The 15480-nt window shown below is 68.3% G+C and carries 14 protein-coding genes and 1 pseudogene; 5 read left to right on the top strand and 10 right to left on the bottom strand.

The genetic code is table 11. The annotated features are described in order from the left end of the window. Window positions 1–139 precede the first annotated feature (139 nt). A complete protein-coding gene (locus ABLE43_RS01915; protein ID WP_348976774.1) occupies window positions 140–850 on the bottom strand; it encodes an OmpW/AlkL family protein in 711 nt (236 codons plus the stop codon). A gap of 159 nt (window positions 851–1009) precedes the next feature. On the opposite strand from ABLE43_RS01915, the gene ABLE43_RS01920 reads away from it, so the two are divergent. Continuing rightward, the gene (locus ABLE43_RS01920) at window positions 1010–1720 is read left to right on the top strand and encodes a Crp/Fnr family transcriptional regulator (protein ID WP_348976775.1); all 711 of its coding nucleotides are present in this window, start codon (window positions 1010–1012) and stop codon (window positions 1718–1720) included. A gap of 3 nt (window positions 1721–1723) precedes the next feature. On the opposite strand, the gene ABLE43_RS01925 is transcribed toward ABLE43_RS01920, so the two are convergent. Beyond that, entirely contained in the window at window positions 1724–2254 is a 531-nt protein-coding gene (locus tag ABLE43_RS01925) for a hypothetical protein (RefSeq protein WP_348976776.1), read from the bottom strand. A 114-nt stretch (window positions 2255–2368) separates the two neighbouring features. Between ABLE43_RS01925 and ubiM the strand changes: the two genes are divergently transcribed. Beyond that, window positions 2369–3529, top strand: coding sequence for a 5-demethoxyubiquinol-8 5-hydroxylase UbiM (gene ubiM / locus ABLE43_RS01930; protein ID WP_348976777.1), 1161 nt, complete (start codon window positions 2369–2371; stop codon window positions 3527–3529). Here ubiM and ABLE43_RS01935 read toward each other — a convergent pair. From ABLE43_RS01935 to ABLE43_RS01950, 4 genes are all read right to left on the bottom strand, one after another. Continuing rightward, window positions 3516–3695: a hypothetical protein gene (locus tag ABLE43_RS01935; RefSeq protein WP_348976778.1), complete on the bottom strand. Its 180-nt coding sequence runs from the start codon at window positions 3693–3695 to the stop codon at window positions 3516–3518. The two genes, ubiM and ABLE43_RS01935, sit on opposite strands and share 14 nt — an antisense overlap. Before the next feature lie 70 nt (window positions 3696–3765). Beyond that, on the bottom strand, window positions 3766–3882 hold the full coding sequence (cydX, locus tag ABLE43_RS01940) for a cytochrome bd-I oxidase subunit CydX (RefSeq protein WP_348976779.1): 117 nt from the start codon (window positions 3880–3882) through the stop codon (window positions 3766–3768). A gap of 15 nt (window positions 3883–3897) precedes the next feature. Then, complete coding sequence (gene cydB, locus ABLE43_RS01945) at window positions 3898–5037, bottom strand: cytochrome d ubiquinol oxidase subunit II (protein ID WP_348976780.1); 1140 nt, start codon at window positions 5035–5037, stop codon at window positions 3898–3900. A gap of 16 nt (window positions 5038–5053) precedes the next feature. Continuing rightward, on the bottom strand, window positions 5054–6622 hold the full coding sequence (locus ABLE43_RS01950) for a cytochrome ubiquinol oxidase subunit I (RefSeq protein ID WP_348976781.1): 1569 nt from the start codon (window positions 6620–6622) through the stop codon (window positions 5054–5056). Between the two features lie 123 nt (window positions 6623–6745). On the opposite strand from ABLE43_RS01950, the gene cydD reads away from it, so the two are divergent. Further along, window positions 6746–8377, top strand: coding sequence for a thiol reductant ABC exporter subunit CydD (gene cydD / locus ABLE43_RS01955; RefSeq protein WP_348976782.1), 1632 nt, complete (start codon window positions 6746–6748; stop codon window positions 8375–8377). Next, a complete protein-coding gene (locus ABLE43_RS01960; protein WP_348976783.1) occupies window positions 8374–9975 on the top strand; it encodes an amino acid ABC transporter ATP-binding/permease protein in 1602 nt (533 codons plus the stop codon). Before cydD ends, ABLE43_RS01960 begins: the two co-directional genes overlap by 4 nt. A gap of 163 nt (window positions 9976–10138) precedes the next feature. Here ABLE43_RS01960 and hemN read toward each other — a convergent pair whose 3' ends face one another. Beyond that, a complete protein-coding gene (gene hemN / locus ABLE43_RS01965) occupies window positions 10139–11461 on the bottom strand; it encodes an oxygen-independent coproporphyrinogen III oxidase (protein WP_348976784.1) in 1323 nt (440 codons plus the stop codon). A gap of 224 nt (window positions 11462–11685) precedes the next feature. On the opposite strand from hemN, the pseudogene ABLE43_RS01970 reads away from it, so the two are divergent. After that, window positions 11686–12868 (top strand): annotated as a pseudogene (locus ABLE43_RS01970) (IS3 family transposase). Window positions 12869–13294: 426 nt separating this feature from the next. Here ABLE43_RS01970 and ABLE43_RS01975 read toward each other — a convergent pair. The 3 genes from ABLE43_RS01975 to ABLE43_RS01985 form a co-directional block, all read right to left on the bottom strand. Next, window positions 13295–13714 carry a type II toxin-antitoxin system VapC family toxin gene (locus ABLE43_RS01975; RefSeq protein ID WP_348976785.1) on the bottom strand — a complete coding sequence of 140 codons (420 nt, stop codon included), beginning with the start codon at window positions 13712–13714 and terminating at the stop codon, window positions 13295–13297. After that, a complete protein-coding gene (locus ABLE43_RS01980; RefSeq protein ID WP_348976786.1) occupies window positions 13714–13968 on the bottom strand; it encodes a type II toxin-antitoxin system Phd/YefM family antitoxin in 255 nt (84 codons plus the stop codon). The genes ABLE43_RS01975 and ABLE43_RS01980 overlap by 1 nt, the downstream gene beginning before the upstream one ends. A gap of 414 nt (window positions 13969–14382) precedes the next feature. Continuing rightward, window positions 14383–15480: a DUF4238 domain-containing protein gene (locus ABLE43_RS01985; protein WP_348976787.1), complete on the bottom strand. Its 1098-nt coding sequence runs from the start codon at window positions 15478–15480 to the stop codon at window positions 14383–14385.

The raw sequence follows: 15480 nt of genomic DNA on the forward strand, positions 1-15480 counted from the left end.
GCCGCGCCGCGGTTGTCCTGAGCCGCCCGCCGGACGTCGTAGCGCCGCTTGCACGGGCTACCAGCCCGCGCTGCGCGCCGCTCCTCGCCGACGAACGGCTCAGGACAATCACGACGGGTCAACATCACGTCATCACGCCCTAGAGACGGATCCCCAGCCCGACGCCGAACACGAGCGGGTCGAGACCCAGTTCGACCTGCTGGGTGCCCGCTGCCGCGGTATCGAGCCGCACGCGCGTGTCGATGTCGATGTACTTGACGTCGAGGTTCAGGAAGACCCTGGGCGTGATGTCCACGTCGATGCCCGCCTGTGCCGCCCAGCCGAAGCTGTCCTTCATGTGGACGCGGGTCTGCCCGACCGCGGCCTGCAGGCCATCGGAGGCCGTTTCGTTCCAGAATAGGGTGTAGTTGATCCCTGCGCCGATATAGGGACGCACATGGCGGGCGGGCATGAAATGATATTGCGCGGTCAGCGTGGGCGGCAACACCCAGGTCGTCGCCAGCTTGCCGATCCCGCCGGTCGTGCCGCTCGTCCCCCGGGCGGTGTGCCTGGTGGTCGATGCGATCAGTTCGAAGCCGATATGGTCGGTCGCCATATAGGTCACGTCGACCTCCGGCATGACCGCGTTTCCGACGGCGAGCGTTTCGGTCGGAAAGGCGGGGGTGATGCCGCCCGAATCCTCGTTCGGTACGACGGCGATCGCACGCGCGCGCAGCAGCACGTCCCCGGCGGCGATGCCGACACGGGGCTCGGCGCCCGTCGCGTCGACGCTCTGTGCCGCTGCCGGGACCGCGATCGCCGCCGCCGACATCGCAATCAGGGTTTTCGCGGCGTTCCTGACGATATTCATCCCCAAACCTCCTTGTCACAACCGGGTGCAGGGAGGCTTTAGTCCCGTGGTCCGCGGGCCGACTTGACCGTGGACAAGCCCGGATTTGACCGCGATCAATTGTGCGGCGCGGCGCGCGGGCGGGGGACAAGTCCGTCCGGCTCTGCTACGCTCGGGGTCATGATCGAGACGAACATTTGCGCCGATTGTGCCGTCCGCGATCGGGCGCTGTGCGGCAGCCTTGACGACCGCGAACTGCGGGCGCTCCATGCTCTGGGCCAGCGTCGCCGTGTCGCGGCCGGACAGGCGATAGCCTGGAGCGGCGACGAGGCGGTGATGTGCGGCAACGTCCTGTCGGGCGTCCTGAAACTGGTCGCCGGCACCGCGAACGGTCGCGAGCAGATCGTGGGCCTGCTGTACCAGGCGGACTTCTTCGGCCAGCCCCATGCCGGGATTACGGATTTTACGACCGTGGCGCTGAGCGATGTCGAGCTGTGCATGTTTTCCCGCGCGGCGTTCGCGCGCGTGCTGGAGGAGCATCCGTGCATGGAGCATCTGCTGCTGCAACGCACCTTCGCCTCGCTGAACGAAGCGCGGGGGCGGATGCTGGTGCTGGCGCGGCAGTCGGCGAGCGAGAAGCTGGCGGGTTTCCTCGTCGACATGGCGGCGCGTATGGGCGAGACGGCCGCCGACGCGCGTCCCAACGCGCCGGTGCGCTTCGAGCTGCCGCTGACGCGCGGCCAGATCGCCGACGTACTGGGGATGACGATCGAAACGGTCAGCCGCCAGCTGACCCGGCTGAAGCTGGCCGGGGTCATCGCGCTGCCCGGCGGTCGTGCGATCACGATCATCGACGGCGCGTTGCTGGCCGCGCGGGCCGAGGCGGCTTGAGCCTCAAGGCGACAGGGGGACGGAGCGGCGTGCGGCGCGGAACCGCAGGCTGTCGAGCAAGGCTTCCCGCGCCGTGCGGGTCAGCCGGTGTCGCGCGAGCGCGAGGATCGCCAGTTCCTCGCAGTCCATCGCCTGGCGGCAGCCGTTGAAGAAACACCGCAACATATAGCCGAGCGTGTCGGGCGAGACCCGCTGTTCCCCGTCGGGGGCCGCGTCCAGCGCATCGGCGAGATCCTGGGCATGCGTCACGTCGGTCGCGTGGCGCGCGCCGATGTCGATCAGCTCGGCCAGGGTGGGATAAGGTGGCCGATCGTCCCCGCCGGGCTGCGCCAGCGTGGCCAGCGCCTTGCGAAGATGGGCGGTCGTCGCCGGGGACGGCCATGTCGGCAGGTCGTCGGCACAGCGTTCGAGCAGGTCGCAGAGCGCTGCCAGCCGGCGGTGATCGGCAATCAGCCTCACTACGTCGACCTCGTGGATGACGTGCCACTGGTTTACCAGCGGCACGACGTTGCCGCGTCTCGATCTTGAAACCAACGGTCCCTCCCTTCCTGCGGGGAACGACCGTCGCACGGGATGCCCGCCCGTCCATTGACCGCCGTCAAAGCGTCACCGGCATGGGCCGCTATCCACCGTGCCATGGAATGCGACGTGATCGTGGTCGGCGCCGGGCCGGCGGGACTGGCGTTCGCAAGGGCGCTGCGCGGCAGCGGCCTGCGGGTGACGCTGGTGGAGGGACAGTCGCGGGACGGGCTGGCCCACCCCATGGACGACGGCCGCGAAATCGCGCTGACGCATCGCTCCGTCGCGACGTTGCGTGCCCTCGGCGCGTGGGACGGGATCGATCCGGCCAGCATAGCGCCGTTGCGGCAGGCATGCGTGCTGGATGGCAGATCGCCCTTCGCATTGTCGTTCGCCCCGCCCGAAGGCGGTGGCGAGGCGGATGGTCTGGGCTATCTCGTGTCCAATCATCGCATACGGCGCGCCCTGTTCGCCGCCGTGGAAGGGCAGGGGGGAATGACGCTCCTTCCGGATGCCCGGGTGACGACCGCCGTGACCGGCGACGCCGGTGCGCGCGTCGTCCTGCATGATGGCCGGACGATCCGGGGGCGGTTGCTGGTCGCGGCCGATTCGCGCTTTTCGGCAGTACGGACGCAGCTCGGCATCCCGGCGCGTATCGAGCATATGGGTGCGTCGATGCTGGTCGCGCGGGTGACTCATGCCGAGGATCATGGCGGCGTCGCGACGGAATGGTTCGGCCATGGCCAGACGATCGCGTTGCTGCCGCTCACCGGGCGGCGCGCGTCGGTGGTGCTGACGCTGCCCGGGGATGCGGCGGCGCGACTCGCCGTCGCGGACCACGAAGCCCTGTCCCGCGAGCTGACGCGGCGGTCGGCGGGTCGGCTCGGCGCGATGCGGGTGCAGGGCGACGCCCGCCTCTATCCGCTGGCCACCGTCTGGAGCCGGCATTTCGCCGCCACGCGGGCGGCACTGATCGGCGATGCGGCGGTCGGGATGCATCCGGTGACCGCGCACGGTTTCAACCTGGGACTGCGCGGCGCGTCGTCGCTCGCGGCGCTGATCCGGGTGGCGGCGCGGCGCGGGCGGGACATCGGCGGGAGCGCGGCGTTGCGCCGTTACGAGGCCGAACACCGCCTCGCCGCCGGACCGTTGTTCACCGCGACCGGGACGATCGTCCGGCTGTTCACCGACGATTCGCCGCTGTCGCGTCTGGCGAGGCCGGCCGTCCTGCGCATCGCCGCGCACTCCCCGGTGCGGCGCGTCGCCACGCATCTGCTCATGTCGCATTGAGGGAAGACGACGACGGCGCCGTCGCCCCGATCCGTCCCGGCGAGACGGTCGCGACCGGCGGCTTCACCGGCTCGGGCCGTCCCGAGGCCGTGCCGCAGGCGGCGGCGCGGCGGATGGCGCCTGCCGCATCGGACCCGGTCGTGGTCCGCGCAGTCGGCACGAACATCGTTCGGGATCATGGCCGTGGGTATGGCAGGGCAATGATCTCCCGTCGCCGGGCCGGTCGTCCGGTCCCGTCAGTGCGGCGGCGACACATCCTCTTCCCGCGGGAGGTGGAATTCATGCCACATGCCGTTGAGGATGCCGAAGGCGATGGCGAGGCCGAGGCCGAGAACCCACGAGAAATACCACATCGGATCGATCCTTTCTCAGTAGAAATCGGGGTTGGTGCGTACCGCCTCGGCCGTCACGCGGCCGAACATCACCCGATATGCCCAGGCGGTGTAGGCGAGCACGATCGGCAGGAAGACGATGGTGACGAACAGCATGATGCCAAGCGTCTTCTGCGTGGACGAGGCGTTCCACACCGTCAGGCTGCTGTGCGGGTCGATGCTGGAGGGCAGGATGAAGGGGAACATCGAACCACCGACCGTGGCGATGATGCCCGTGGCGGCGAGGGACGAGCCGGTGAAGGCCAGGGTTTCGCGTCCACCCCGGATGCCGACGAGCGCGAGCGCGGCGCCGATAAAACCGGTGACGGGCAGCGCGATCATCCACGGATAGGTGGCATAATTGGCCAGCCATGCGCCGCCCGCCGGTTCCGCCGTCGTCCGCAGCGGGTTGGACGGCCCGAGCGGATCGACCGCGCCGACGATCCGGTAGCCCATGTCGCCGAGCGCGACGAAGGCGAACCCGCCCGCGAAGAGCAGGATCGCGGCGATCGCCGCCACCGTACCGAAGGCGCGTGCCCGGTCATGCACCGGGCCATGCTCGACCTTGATCGACAGCCACGCCGCGCCGTGCAGCACCAGCATCGCCACCGACAACAGGCCGCACAGCAGGGTGAAGGGGGTGAACAGCCCGATCAGCGTGCCGTCGTAGAAGGCGCGCAGATCGCCGTCGAGGCGGAAGGGCGCGCCGAGCAGGACGTTGCCGACCGCCACGCCGAAGACGAGCGCGGGCACCAGTCCCCCGACGAACAGCGCCCAGTCCCAGCGGGTACGCCAGGCCGGGTCGGGCTTCTTCGAGCGATATTTGAATCCCACCGGCCGCAGGATCAGCGCGGAGAGGACCAGGAACATCGCGAGGTAGAAGCCGGAAAAGCTGACCGCATAGACGAACGGCCACGCGGCGAAGATCGCACCGCCGCCCAGGATGAACCACACCTGGTTGCCCTCCCACGTCGGCCCGACCGAGTTGATGACCATCCGCCGCTCGACATCGGTCCGCGCGACGAAGGGAAGGAGGGCCGCGACCCCGAGGTCGAACCCGTCGGTCAGTGCGAAGCCGATCAGCAGCACGCCCAGCAGCGCCCACCAGATCAGGCGCAATATCTCATAATCGAACATGTCCCGGTCCTTGTCTTCAGGCGGTGGCGGGAATGGCGGCGGGGATGGGGCGGCGGGCGGGCCGGTCGTCCCGTTCCTCCGGGCCATGGGCGATCGCGGCGAGGATCAGCCGCACCTCGATCACCGCCAGCACACCATAGAGCGCGGTGAAGCCCGCCAGCGTGGTCCACAGCGCCCCGCGGCTCAGCGAACTGGTCGCGAGGAAGGTCGGCAGCACGCCCTCGATCGCCCAGGGCTGACGCCCCAGTTCGGCGACCAGCCATCCCAGCTCGGCGGCGACCCACGGCAACGGCAGCGCAGCCACCGCGAGGCGGAGGAACCAGCGCGCATGCAGGTGCATCCTGAGCGAGCACAGGATGAAGGCGGTGGCGAACAGCGCGATCATCGCAAAGCCGATCCCGGCCATGATGCGGAAACTCCAGAACAGCAGACCGACATCGGGCACCGTGTCCCACGCCGCCGCCTCGACCTGCTCGGGGCTGGCGGCGCGCGGATCGGCCATCTGCCGCTTGAGCAGCAGAGCATAGCCGAGGTCGCGCTTGTGTGCCTCGAACCGGGCACGCTGCGCGACGTCATCCGGGTTCGCCTTCAGGCGCTGGATCGCGTCATAGGCGATGATGCCCGAGGCGATCCGCTCCTGCGCCTTCAGCACCAGCTCGGACATGCCGGTGACGGTGCCGTCGAGGCTGCGCGTCGCGATCAGGCCGAGAACCCACGGAATTTCGACCTTGTAGCGTGTCTCGCGCGCCACCGTGTCGGGCAGGCCGAACAGCGTCAGTCCCGCCGGTCCGGACTCGGTGTGCCACACCGCCTCGATCGCGGCGAGCTTCATCTTCTGGTTGTCGGTCAGGGCATAGCCGCTCTCGTCGCCGAGCACGACGACCGACAGCGAGGAGGCGAGGCCGAACGCCGCCGCCACCGTCATCGACCGGCGCGCGACGGGCAGGAAACGGCCCTTGAGCAGCCAGAAGGCCGAAACCCCCAGCACCACGACCGCGGCGCAGACATAGCCCGCGCTGACGGTATGGACGAACTTGGCCTGCGCGACCGGATTGAACAGCACCGCGCCGAAGTCGGCGACCTCCATGCGCATCGTGTCGGGATTGAAGGTCGCACCGACCGGATTCTGCATCCAGCCGTTGGCGACCAGAATCCACAACGCCGACAAGTTGGTGCCCAGCGCCACCATGAAGGTGACGATCAGATGCCCCAGCTTCGACAGCCGGTCCCAGCCGAAGAACATCAGCCCGACGAACGTCGCCTCGAGGAAGAAGGCCATCAGCCCCTCGATCGCCAGCGGCGCGCCGAAGATGTCGCCGACATAATGCGAGAAGTACGACCAGTTGGTGCCGAACTGGAACTCCATCGTCAGCCCCGTGGCGACGCCCAGCACGAAGTTGATGCCGAAGACCTTGCCCCAGAAGCGCGTGGTCACGCGCCATTCGGGGCGATTGGTCATCACATAGACCGATTCCATGACGACCAGCATCATCGACAGGCCCAGCGTCAGCGGCACGAACAGGAAATGGTACAAGGCGGTGGCCGCGAATTGCAGCCGCGACAGGTCGACGACCCCGGGGTCCATAGCATGTCTCCATAACAGGAGCCGCCCCCGGCCCCTTGCCGGTCGATTCGCTAGGCTCGCGGGCCGGTACCGACATTGACCGCGGTCAAAGACGGGGCGGTCGGTAGAGGCGACGGTCGGGTCATGACGACGATCGCCCATGACGCCTCGACCACCCGGATGCGGCACCGCTGGCTGAAGGACGCTTCCGGCGGCCGTGACGGAACGGTGGGCCTGTTGCTCCTCGATACGCTGGCCGCGATCGGCTTTGCGGGCGGGGTCGCAGGGGCGGTGGCGGCGGTGGCGGGGCAGGCGACGCCATGGCCCTGGGCGCTGCTGATGATCGGCATGGGGGCCTTGCGCGGCCTGTTCGCGATGCTGGCCGTGCGGCGGGGTGCCGCGCGGGCGGGAACGGTCAAGCGGGCGCAGCGGCGGCGGGTCGTCGCCGCCACGCTCCATCGACAGGCGGGCGCGCCGATCGACGGCGGCCTGCTGGCGACGCAGGCGGTGGACGCGGTCGAGGCGCTGGACGGCTATGTCGCCCGCTTCCTGCCCGCGCGCCGGGCCGCCGCCATCGCGCCGTTGCTGGTCCTGGCGGCCACGGCCTGCGCCAGTTGGGTCGCCGCCGTCATCCTCGCAGGCACGCTGCTGCCCTTCGTGGCGGCAATGATCCTGGCGGGGGGCGCGGCGGCGGACGAATCGCGGCGGCAATTCACCGCCCTGCATCGCCTGTCGGCCCGTTTCGCCGACCGGGTACGCGCGCTACCCGTCGTGCTGGCGTTCCGCGCCGAGGCGCGCGAGATCGGGGCGATCGGCGCGGCGGCCGAGGAACTGGCGGAGCGGACGATGCGTGTCCTGCGGGTCGCCTTCCTGTCCTCCGCCGCGCTGGAGTTCTTCGCGGCGCTGTCGGTCGCGCTGGTCGCGGTCTATTGCGGCTTTTCGCTGCTCGGCCTGCTGCCCTTCGCCGCGCCCGAGACGCTGACGCTGGCGCGGGCCTTTTTCGTGCTGGCGCTCGCGCCCGAATTCTACGCACCGATGCGCCGCCTCGCCGCCGCCTATCATGATAGACAATGCGCCGAGACGGCCGCCGACACGCTGATGCCGCTGGCCGAGCCGGTGCCGGGCGGTGCGGTCGTGGCGGCGGCCCCCCTGACCTTGCGCGATGTGACGATCCGGTATTCGGGCAGCGACGCGCCCGCCGTTTCCCGTCTGTCCTTCCATGTCGAGGCGGGCGAGACGGTGGCGCTGCTGGGTCCGTCGGGCAGCGGCAAGACCAGCGTGCTGCATCTGCTGCTGGGCCTCGCGCCGCTATCGGCGGGAAGGGTCGAGGCGGGCGGTGTCCCGCTCACCTCGCTGGCGGGTCAGGCGAGCTGGGTCGGCCAGCATCCCCTGCTGATCGCAGGCACGATCCGCGAGAACCTGCTGCTGGCCTGTCCCCGGGCGGATGATCTGGCGATCCGGCGCGTGGTCGCGGCGGCGGGGCTGGGCCGGATGCTGGCGTCCCGACCCGGCGGGCTGGACGCGCCGCTGGATGCGCGGGGGAGCGGCCTGTCGGGAGGCGAGCGGCGGCGGATCGCGCTGGCCCGCGCCCTCCTCAACCCCGCGTCGTTCCTGTTGCTCGACGAGCCGACCGCGCATCTCGACACCGTTGCCGAAACCGCGCTGATCGCGACCATCGCGCGCGCGGCGCAAGGGCGCACGACGCTGATCGCCACCCACAGCCCTGCGCTCGCCGCCGTCGCGACGCGCGTCATTCATCTGGGACACGCCGCATGACCCTGCGCACGCTGATCGCCGCCGAACGCCGGAGGGAGCGTCGCCGTTTGCGGCTGGCAGGAGCGTGCGCCGCGCTGGTCGCCGCCGCCTCGGTGCTGCTGCTCGCACTGTCGGGCTGGTTCCTGAGCGCCGCCGCGCTGGCGGGCGGCGCGGGGATCGTGGCGGCGCAGGCATTCAACTACATGCTCCCCTCCGCCGCGATCCGCCTGCTGGCGATCGTGCGGACCGGGGCGCGCTATGGCGAGCGGCTGGCGAGCCATGGTGCGGCCTTTGGCGCGCTCGCCCGGCTGCGGCCCGCGCTGTACCGCGCGATCACCGCCGCGCCGCCCCCGGTCGCGCTGGCGCTCGGGCGGGGCGAGGCGACGGCGCGGCTGATCGGCGATGTCGATGCGGTGGAATGGCGCTTCGTTCGCCTGTCGGGACCGTGGGGTGCGGTGGCGGCGGTGACGTCCGGCGCGGTGTTGACGCTGTTCGGCGGCTGGCTGGCGACGGTGGCGACCTTGGACTGTGCCGCGGGGATATGGGCGCTGGCGCGCGCTGGTGCGCACCGGTTGGAGCAGCCGGGCCGCGCGGTACAACGGGCGACCGGTGCCCTGCGCGAGGAAGTAGCCATGCTCGGCGGCGCGGCGGCGGAGCTGCGCTGCTTCGCGCTGGAGGATTGGGCGGCCGCGCGCGTCGCGGCGGCGGGCGACCGCCTGTCCGGGGCACAGGTCCGGCAGGCGGCGGTCGCCGCATGGTTCGAGGCGTTGCACGCGATCGGCGTGGCGCTGGCGGCGGCCGCTGCCCTGACGCTGTCGTCGGACGCCGGGGCACCGATCGCCGCGCTCGCGGCGCTGGCCGCGGCGATGACCGTCGACGGCATCGCACCCGTCCTGCGCGCGTCGACCGAGCGCGGGCGCGTTCGCGAGGCGGAAGCGCGGCTGGACGAAATATTCGACGCGGCTGGGGATGCGCCTCCGGCCATCGGCCCCCGCGGGCCGTCGATCCGCGTCATCGATGGCGAGCGGTTCGTGCCGGGCAGCCGGATCGCGCTGACCGGACCCTCGGGCTGCGGCAAGACGACGCTGGTGGAAGGCTTGCTGGGGCTGCGTCCGCTGCAGCCAGGCCGGATCGGGGTCGATGGTCGGGATGCCGCCGATCTCGCGCCTGCGACCTTGCGCGCGACCTTTGCCTGGGCGCCGCAGGATGCCGCGCTGATGGCGGGGACGGTTCGCGACAATCTGCATATCGCCGACCCCCAAGCGAGCGAGGATCGGCTGTGGGACGCGCTGGGCGACGCGGCGCTGGAGGCGGTGGTGCGGGCCTTGCCGAACGGGCTCGACACATGGCTGGGTGAGGATGGAGCGCGGCTGTCGGGCGGCGAGCGTCGGCGGCTGTCGCTGGCCCGCGCGTATCTGGGCGAGGCGCCCTGGCTGCTGCTCGACGAACCGGGCGAGGGGCTGGATGCCGATGTCGCGGCCGAGGTCGCCCGCCGCCTCGACGCCCGGCTGCGGCGGACGGGACAGGGGATGATCCTCGTCAGCCATCGCCCCGTGCTCACCGCGCTGTGCGAGCGGCGATGGGCGGCGGACGAAGCATCCCGCCGATCCGCCGCCTGAGCACGCCTGCGACCCGGCCGGCGCAATGGCTCAACGGTCCGGCCGAACGCCCGTCCGGCCCGACCCGCGACCGATATGACGAAGCGCCACGAGGTTCGCTCCGTTCAGGCCATCGCACAATGCCATGCCCCGCGCGGGGCAGGCGGCACGGCGCGGCGGAAGGTCAGACGGCATGGCTGAAGCGCATATCCTCCTCGGTGCGCCAGGCGTCGAAGGCGGCGGCGATGCTGCGGGCATAGGGCAGCGCATCTGCCGCCAGTCGCAGGCGATGCCCTTCCCATGCGATCAGACCGACCCGCTCGAAGCGGCGGAGCCGGGCGCGAACGACATCGCGCTCCGGCAGTCGGTCCGTATCCGCGACCCCGTGACACAACAGCGCCGCTATCGCCTCGCCGCGTCGCCGGTCGAGTGGCGTGCGATGGATGCCGCGTGCGGTCGCGAACCGCCCTTCGCCGATCGCCCGGTGCCAGTCGCCCGCCCGTTTGGCGTTCTGGAGCAACCGGTCGGGAAATCCGCTGATCGCGCTGGCGCCCAGACCGATCAGGACATCGGCAGGATCGTCGGTGAACCCCTGGAAATTGCGGCGCAGCGTACCGTTCGCCGCCGCCTGCGCCAGCGGATCGCGGGGACGCGCGAAGTGATCGAACCCGACCGCCCGATAGCCCGCCGCCGTCAGTCGCGCATGCGCCAGCGCCGCCTGTGCGAAGCGTGCCGCCGCGCCGGGAAGTGCTGCGCCGTCGATCCGCCGCTGGCGTGGGATCAGCCGGGGTACATGGGCATAGCCGAACACCGCCAGCCGCTCGGGCGCGAGCGCGATGGTTTCCTGCAAGGTTGCTTCAAGTGCCGCATCGTCCTGACCGGGCAGGCCGTACATCAGGTCGAAGTTGATCGATCCGACCCCGGCGGCGCGCAGCAGCGCGACGGCGCGGACGATGTCCTCGCGCGGTTGCACCCGACCGATCGCCGCCTGCACGACCGGGTCGAAGGTCTGCACCCCCAGGCTGACCCGCGCGACACCGGCGTCCGCGATGGCCGCCGCCCAGTCCGCGCCGAAGCCGCGCGGATCGATCTCCAGCGACAGGGTGGCACCGTCGCCGGCCATGGCGGCGCGCAGGTGGGCGACCAGCCCGGCGAAGGCGGCGGGCGGGATCGCATTGGGACTTCCGCCGCCAAAGGCGATCCGTCCGATCCGTCCGCGGCCCGCCAGCCGTGCGGCCACCAGATCGATCTCGCCATGCAACCGCGCGATATAGCCGTCGAGCCGCGCGGTCCGGTTCGCCGCGCCGGTATTGCATCCGCAATACCAGCAGATCGCCCGGCAATAGGGGATATGCACATACAGCGACACGGCGGTTCCCGCATCGACCGCGTCGAGCGCCGCCGCCATGTCGGCCGGACCCACATGGTCGCCGAACTCGGCGGCGGTGGGATAGCTGGTGTAACGCGGCACGGGCCGGGCGAGCAGTTCGGGATGATAGGGCCACATGACGGATGCCGTGCCGAGCGGGGGCTTGTGGCGCCTTGACCGCGGTCAAACCGGCGTTCGTTTTCGGCAAATCGGGCGGGATAGCGGGTGATGAGCGGAGCCGGGCCGAACGACCCGAAGGTCGCCGGGGCATTGATCCGGGGGTGACCTGCTGCCCTTTTTCTGGACCGCTTTAGGCTGGAAAATTTCAGTTATGAGGGAGGGTCAGGGAAACGGAGTGAGCGATGAAGAGGTCGAAATTTTCGGAGGCGCAAATTGCCTTCATGTTGAAGCAGGCCGAGGATGGCACGAGCGTGGGCGAGGTGTGCCGGAAGACCGGGATCAGCGAGGCGACGTTCTACGCATGGCGCGAGAAACATGCGGGGCTGATGCCGTCGGAGGTGCGACGTCTGGGCCAGCTCGAGGAAGAGAATGCCAAGCTGAAACGGTTGGTCGCTGACCTCAGCCTCGACAAGGCGATGTTGCAGGATGAGGCCGTTTGACGATCAATCCGGGGAATTGATCGTAGGCCGGATGGGTCGCGAAAGCTTTGAGGCCTGACCGGCGCCGGCAGCTCGTCGATGATGTTCGCAGCACATGGCAGGTCAGCATCAGGCGGGCCTGCGGGATGCTCCGGGCGGAGCGGTCGAGCTACCATTATCGTGGGCGCCGCGCCGATCAGGCCGACCTGAAGAAAAGGATGAAGGAGATTGCCGAGACGCGGGTGCGTCACGGCTATCGCCGTATCCATGTGCTGCTCCGGCGGGAGGGCTGGGACGTGAAGGCGAAACGGGTATACCAGCTTTACAAGGAGATGGGGCTGCAACTGCGGCACAAACCGCTGAAGCGCCGGGTGAAGGCGAAGCTGAGAGGAGGCCGCTGCGCGGCGTCTTGTTCGAATGAGGTATGGGCCATGGACTTCGTTCATGACCAGCTCGCGACGGGGCCGAAGCTGCGTATCCTGACGGTGGTAGACACCTTCAACCGGTTCTCGCCGGCCATCGTGCCGCGGTTCCGCTTTCGGGCGCCGGACGTCGTAGAGGTGCTCGAACGGGTGTGCGGCGAGCTGGGCTATCCGGCGTCGATCCGCGTCGACCAGGGCAGCGAGTTCATCTCGCGCGACCTGGATCCGTGGGCGTACATCGGCGGCGTCACGCTCGACTTCAGCCGACCCGGCAAGCCGACGGACAATGCGTTCATCGAGTCCCTCAACAGCCTGCCCCGGCGAAGGCCGGGGGCAAGTTCCGGGCGGAGTGCCTGAACCGGCACTGGTGCATGAGACTCGACGACGCGGTGCGAAAATGCGAGGCTTGGCGCAGAGACTGTAACGAGGTGAGACCGCATAGCGCCATCGGCAACAAGACGCTGATTTCGCTGGCGAAACGGTTGGCGGCACATGGCCCGCCGCTGCCGGCAGATGCTGGATGACACCCAACAGGGTGGTCCAAGAACGGGTAGCAGCTCAAACACCGGTCAGTCTCTGGTTGCCGATGGATGAAAGACCGGGGTCACGTCAACATCCACTAAGTATACGATAACGAATGATTTTTTCAGTTTTTGGCGGAGCGGGAGGAATCTTGATTCCTCACCTAAAGAGTTGCAAAAAGACGATAATCTTTGATGAATGGATAGATTGCCCCACATTTCTCCCCACACTCCGTATGAGATCATGTGGAGCGATGAGAGCTTTTCGCCGATACGATGAAGCGCGATGGGGTGGGAAGGGCTCAATGCCCAATAGCCGCTTTCTGCATGCCGGGGAACACTGTGGCGATCACGTCGCGCCGATCGCACGAGCCATTAGTCCTGCGCGGAGAGCGCAGATAGGTGAACAGGCCGGTCACGGTGGACCCGTCAGGCGGCGTCTTCCCAAGGATTGGCCAGCGGGACGCCGGTTGAAAGGAAGTCGGCGGTGTTGCGGGTAACGACGGTGAGACCGTGAACGAGAGCGGTGGCGGCGATCATCGCGTCGCGCTCGGGCCGCGGATCGGGCACGTGCAGCGCGGCGCAACGGCGCGCGACAGGAATGTCGACCGGCAGGATGCGATCGGCAAAATCGGCCATCACGCGATCGTCCATCCACGCGCGCAACATAGCGGCCTGGCCGGGATCGCGGCGATTCAAAAGCAGGATGCCGCGTTCGATTTCAAACACAATGATTGTAGAGAGAAAGAATTCGGCCAGATTGATCCGGGCGGCCCAGGCGAGGACATTCGGATTCCCGTGGTTCGGACGGCGCAGCGCAGAGATCGCGTTGGTGTCGAGCAGGAACATCAGTCGAATTCGGCCGGACGCGATACGAAATCCATCTTCGGCGGATCGAAATCGAAATCGCCCCCGTTCCAATCTGCCAGCGCATCGGCCAGCGTTCGGCCCTTGCCGGTCAACCGCTGATACTCCTCGATCGACAGCAGGACATGCGCGGGGCGACCGCGATCGGTGATGAAGACGGGGCCACTCAGCGCCGCTTTCTTGGCGCGAGCGGCGTCCTGATTGAACTCTCGGCTAGTAACGCTGGTGATGCCCATGACGCCCTCCTAGCGTTTGACGATATGTTGCTACATCGGTGGCAGGGCAGATAAAGTCAAGCTGCGTAGAGCCGCCAGCAGGTCTGGAAGGCGACCGCAATCTTCCACGCGCCGATGCAAAGAGCGTTTCGAACTGGTCCAATCCACGCGGTTAGCCGACTCATCGCGCTCGCCCGAACCCCGCTGGTCGTTCAACTTTGCCAGCGAGCCCTTGTTCAGCGAGGTTTGGCACTTTTCTGCCATTGGCGTGCGACATGTCGAACGGCAGCTCTGGCCGGAAGGCGAGATCAACCTTCGCTCGACCTACATTGCACAGCTACTGAAGATAGGCTGGTATCCGTATCGCCTTCCATGCTTGCGCGGCGCTCAGCGAATGCGAATCGCGGATCAGTGCGAAGAGTTCAGCCATCGCGATCAGACCCTGACCCGGGCATAACCGCGGCCCAAGACATACCCATCATCGAGGCAACCGCGTCGCGTCAGCCCCGCGCCCGTCCCGTTAGACCAGCCCGAGGCATCAGGCCGAAAGCGAAGGAAAGAGGGCCAGCTCGACGGGGTCGGCTTGTTCGTTACGATGTGGACAAGACGCTTGCGCCCGTCGCGGATGTCGGAAACGGGCTCGACAGTAAACCGCTCGCCCCATTCGTCCGATCGGTCGAGTGCCGCGTGCGTGCGCGTGTGCGGCGTGGCTGGTCGACGCGGCGCCGCGTCCGCCGCCGCGACTGCAACCTGGTTGCGGCCCTCCCATGCACCGAAATAGATGTTGCCCGCGCAATTGAGATATTGGTGCTCGTTGAGCGCCGCGACGTCGGAGAAGCGCTGGACGTCCACGAAATGACCTTTGTGGGTGACCGAGTAAACCGCCCCATCATAGAACAAGGCGAACAAGGAGGGAGTCAGCGGCAGGAAGAATAACGCGCCCGCTGTCTCCACACCGAACGCGCGTTTGCCGGGGGTGGGGCGCTGGTAATGCAGACGATTGGTGAGTACGGCGGGATTGTCAGATGTGACGAACGGCAGGTCGGTCGCATTGCGGACGATGCACATCTTGAGATCATCGACGATGCCCATCGCCTTGGCGTAGTGCAGCATCGCTTGTTCGGTGGCGATCTTCACCGCCTCCCCGAACGTCGGGACCGGGAAATCCGAGCCGGGAAGGTCGGTCATGGCCAACATCATCGCCGCAGAGGCCTGCGCCGCAGCCTCAGTGCGCAAAAACTGGTGATACACGTAGCGCCGCAACACGATGTCCACCCCGGGTTGTACCGGACCGCCATCGACAAGGTGTCGCACGGCCTTGCCATAATGCCCCTCTACGAACTGGATCGCTCTCTCCAGTTTCGGCTCCTGCCCGTAGAAATAATCCTTCGAACACTGGTTCTTCGCGGGCGCGTTCGGGATCGCCTTGATCCCCTTCATATTCAAGAGGTTGATCGCCAAGCCTTCGCCATTCAACGTGAACGGCTTGAGATGCGTGCGCGGCACGAAATGCTGGTTCTTGTTGTCCGCCAT

The organism is Sphingomonas silueang (assembly GCF_040049155.1).
In the GTDB taxonomy this organism is placed as follows: Bacteria; Pseudomonadota; Alphaproteobacteria; order Sphingomonadales; family Sphingomonadaceae; genus Sphingomonas; species Sphingomonas silueang.

What these genes read in the sequence shown, in the direction of transcription:
- ABLE43_RS01915 (WP_348976774.1), bottom strand. Translation starts at nt 850, where the DNA reads ATGAATATCGTCAGGAACGCCGCGAAAACCCTGATTGCGATGTCGGCG.
- ABLE43_RS01920 (WP_348976775.1), top strand. Translation starts at nt 1,010, where the DNA reads ATGATCGAGACGAACATTTGCGCCGATTGTGCCGTCCGCGATCGGGCG.
- ABLE43_RS01935 (WP_348976778.1), bottom strand. Translation starts at nt 3,695, where the DNA reads ATGTTCGTGCCGACTGCGCGGACCACGACCGGGTCCGATGCGGCAGGC.
- cydX (WP_348976779.1), bottom strand. Translation starts at nt 3,882, where the DNA reads ATGTGGTATTTCTCGTGGGTTCTCGGCCTCGGCCTCGCCATCGCCTTC.
- cydB (WP_348976780.1), bottom strand. Translation starts at nt 5,037, where the DNA reads ATGTTCGATTATGAGATATTGCGCCTGATCTGGTGGGCGCTGCTGGGC.
- ABLE43_RS01950 (WP_348976781.1), bottom strand. Translation starts at nt 6,622, where the DNA reads ATGGACCCCGGGGTCGTCGACCTGTCGCGGCTGCAATTCGCGGCCACC.
- cydD (WP_348976782.1), top strand. Translation starts at nt 6,746, where the DNA reads ATGACGACGATCGCCCATGACGCCTCGACCACCCGGATGCGGCACCGC.
- ABLE43_RS01960 (WP_348976783.1), top strand. Translation starts at nt 8,374, where the DNA reads ATGACCCTGCGCACGCTGATCGCCGCCGAACGCCGGAGGGAGCGTCGC.
- hemN (WP_348976784.1), bottom strand. Translation starts at nt 11,461, where the DNA reads ATGTGGCCCTATCATCCCGAACTGCTCGCCCGGCCCGTGCCGCGTTAC.
- ABLE43_RS01975 (WP_348976785.1), bottom strand. Translation starts at nt 13,714, where the DNA reads ATGTTCCTGCTCGACACCAACGCGATCTCTGCGCTGCGCCGTCCGAAC.
- ABLE43_RS01980 (WP_348976786.1), bottom strand. Translation starts at nt 13,968, where the DNA reads ATGGGCATCACCAGCGTTACTAGCCGAGAGTTCAATCAGGACGCCGCT.
- ABLE43_RS01985 (WP_348976787.1), bottom strand. Translation starts at nt 15,480, where the DNA reads ATGGCGGACAACAAGAACCAGCATTTCGTGCCGCGCACGCATCTCAAG.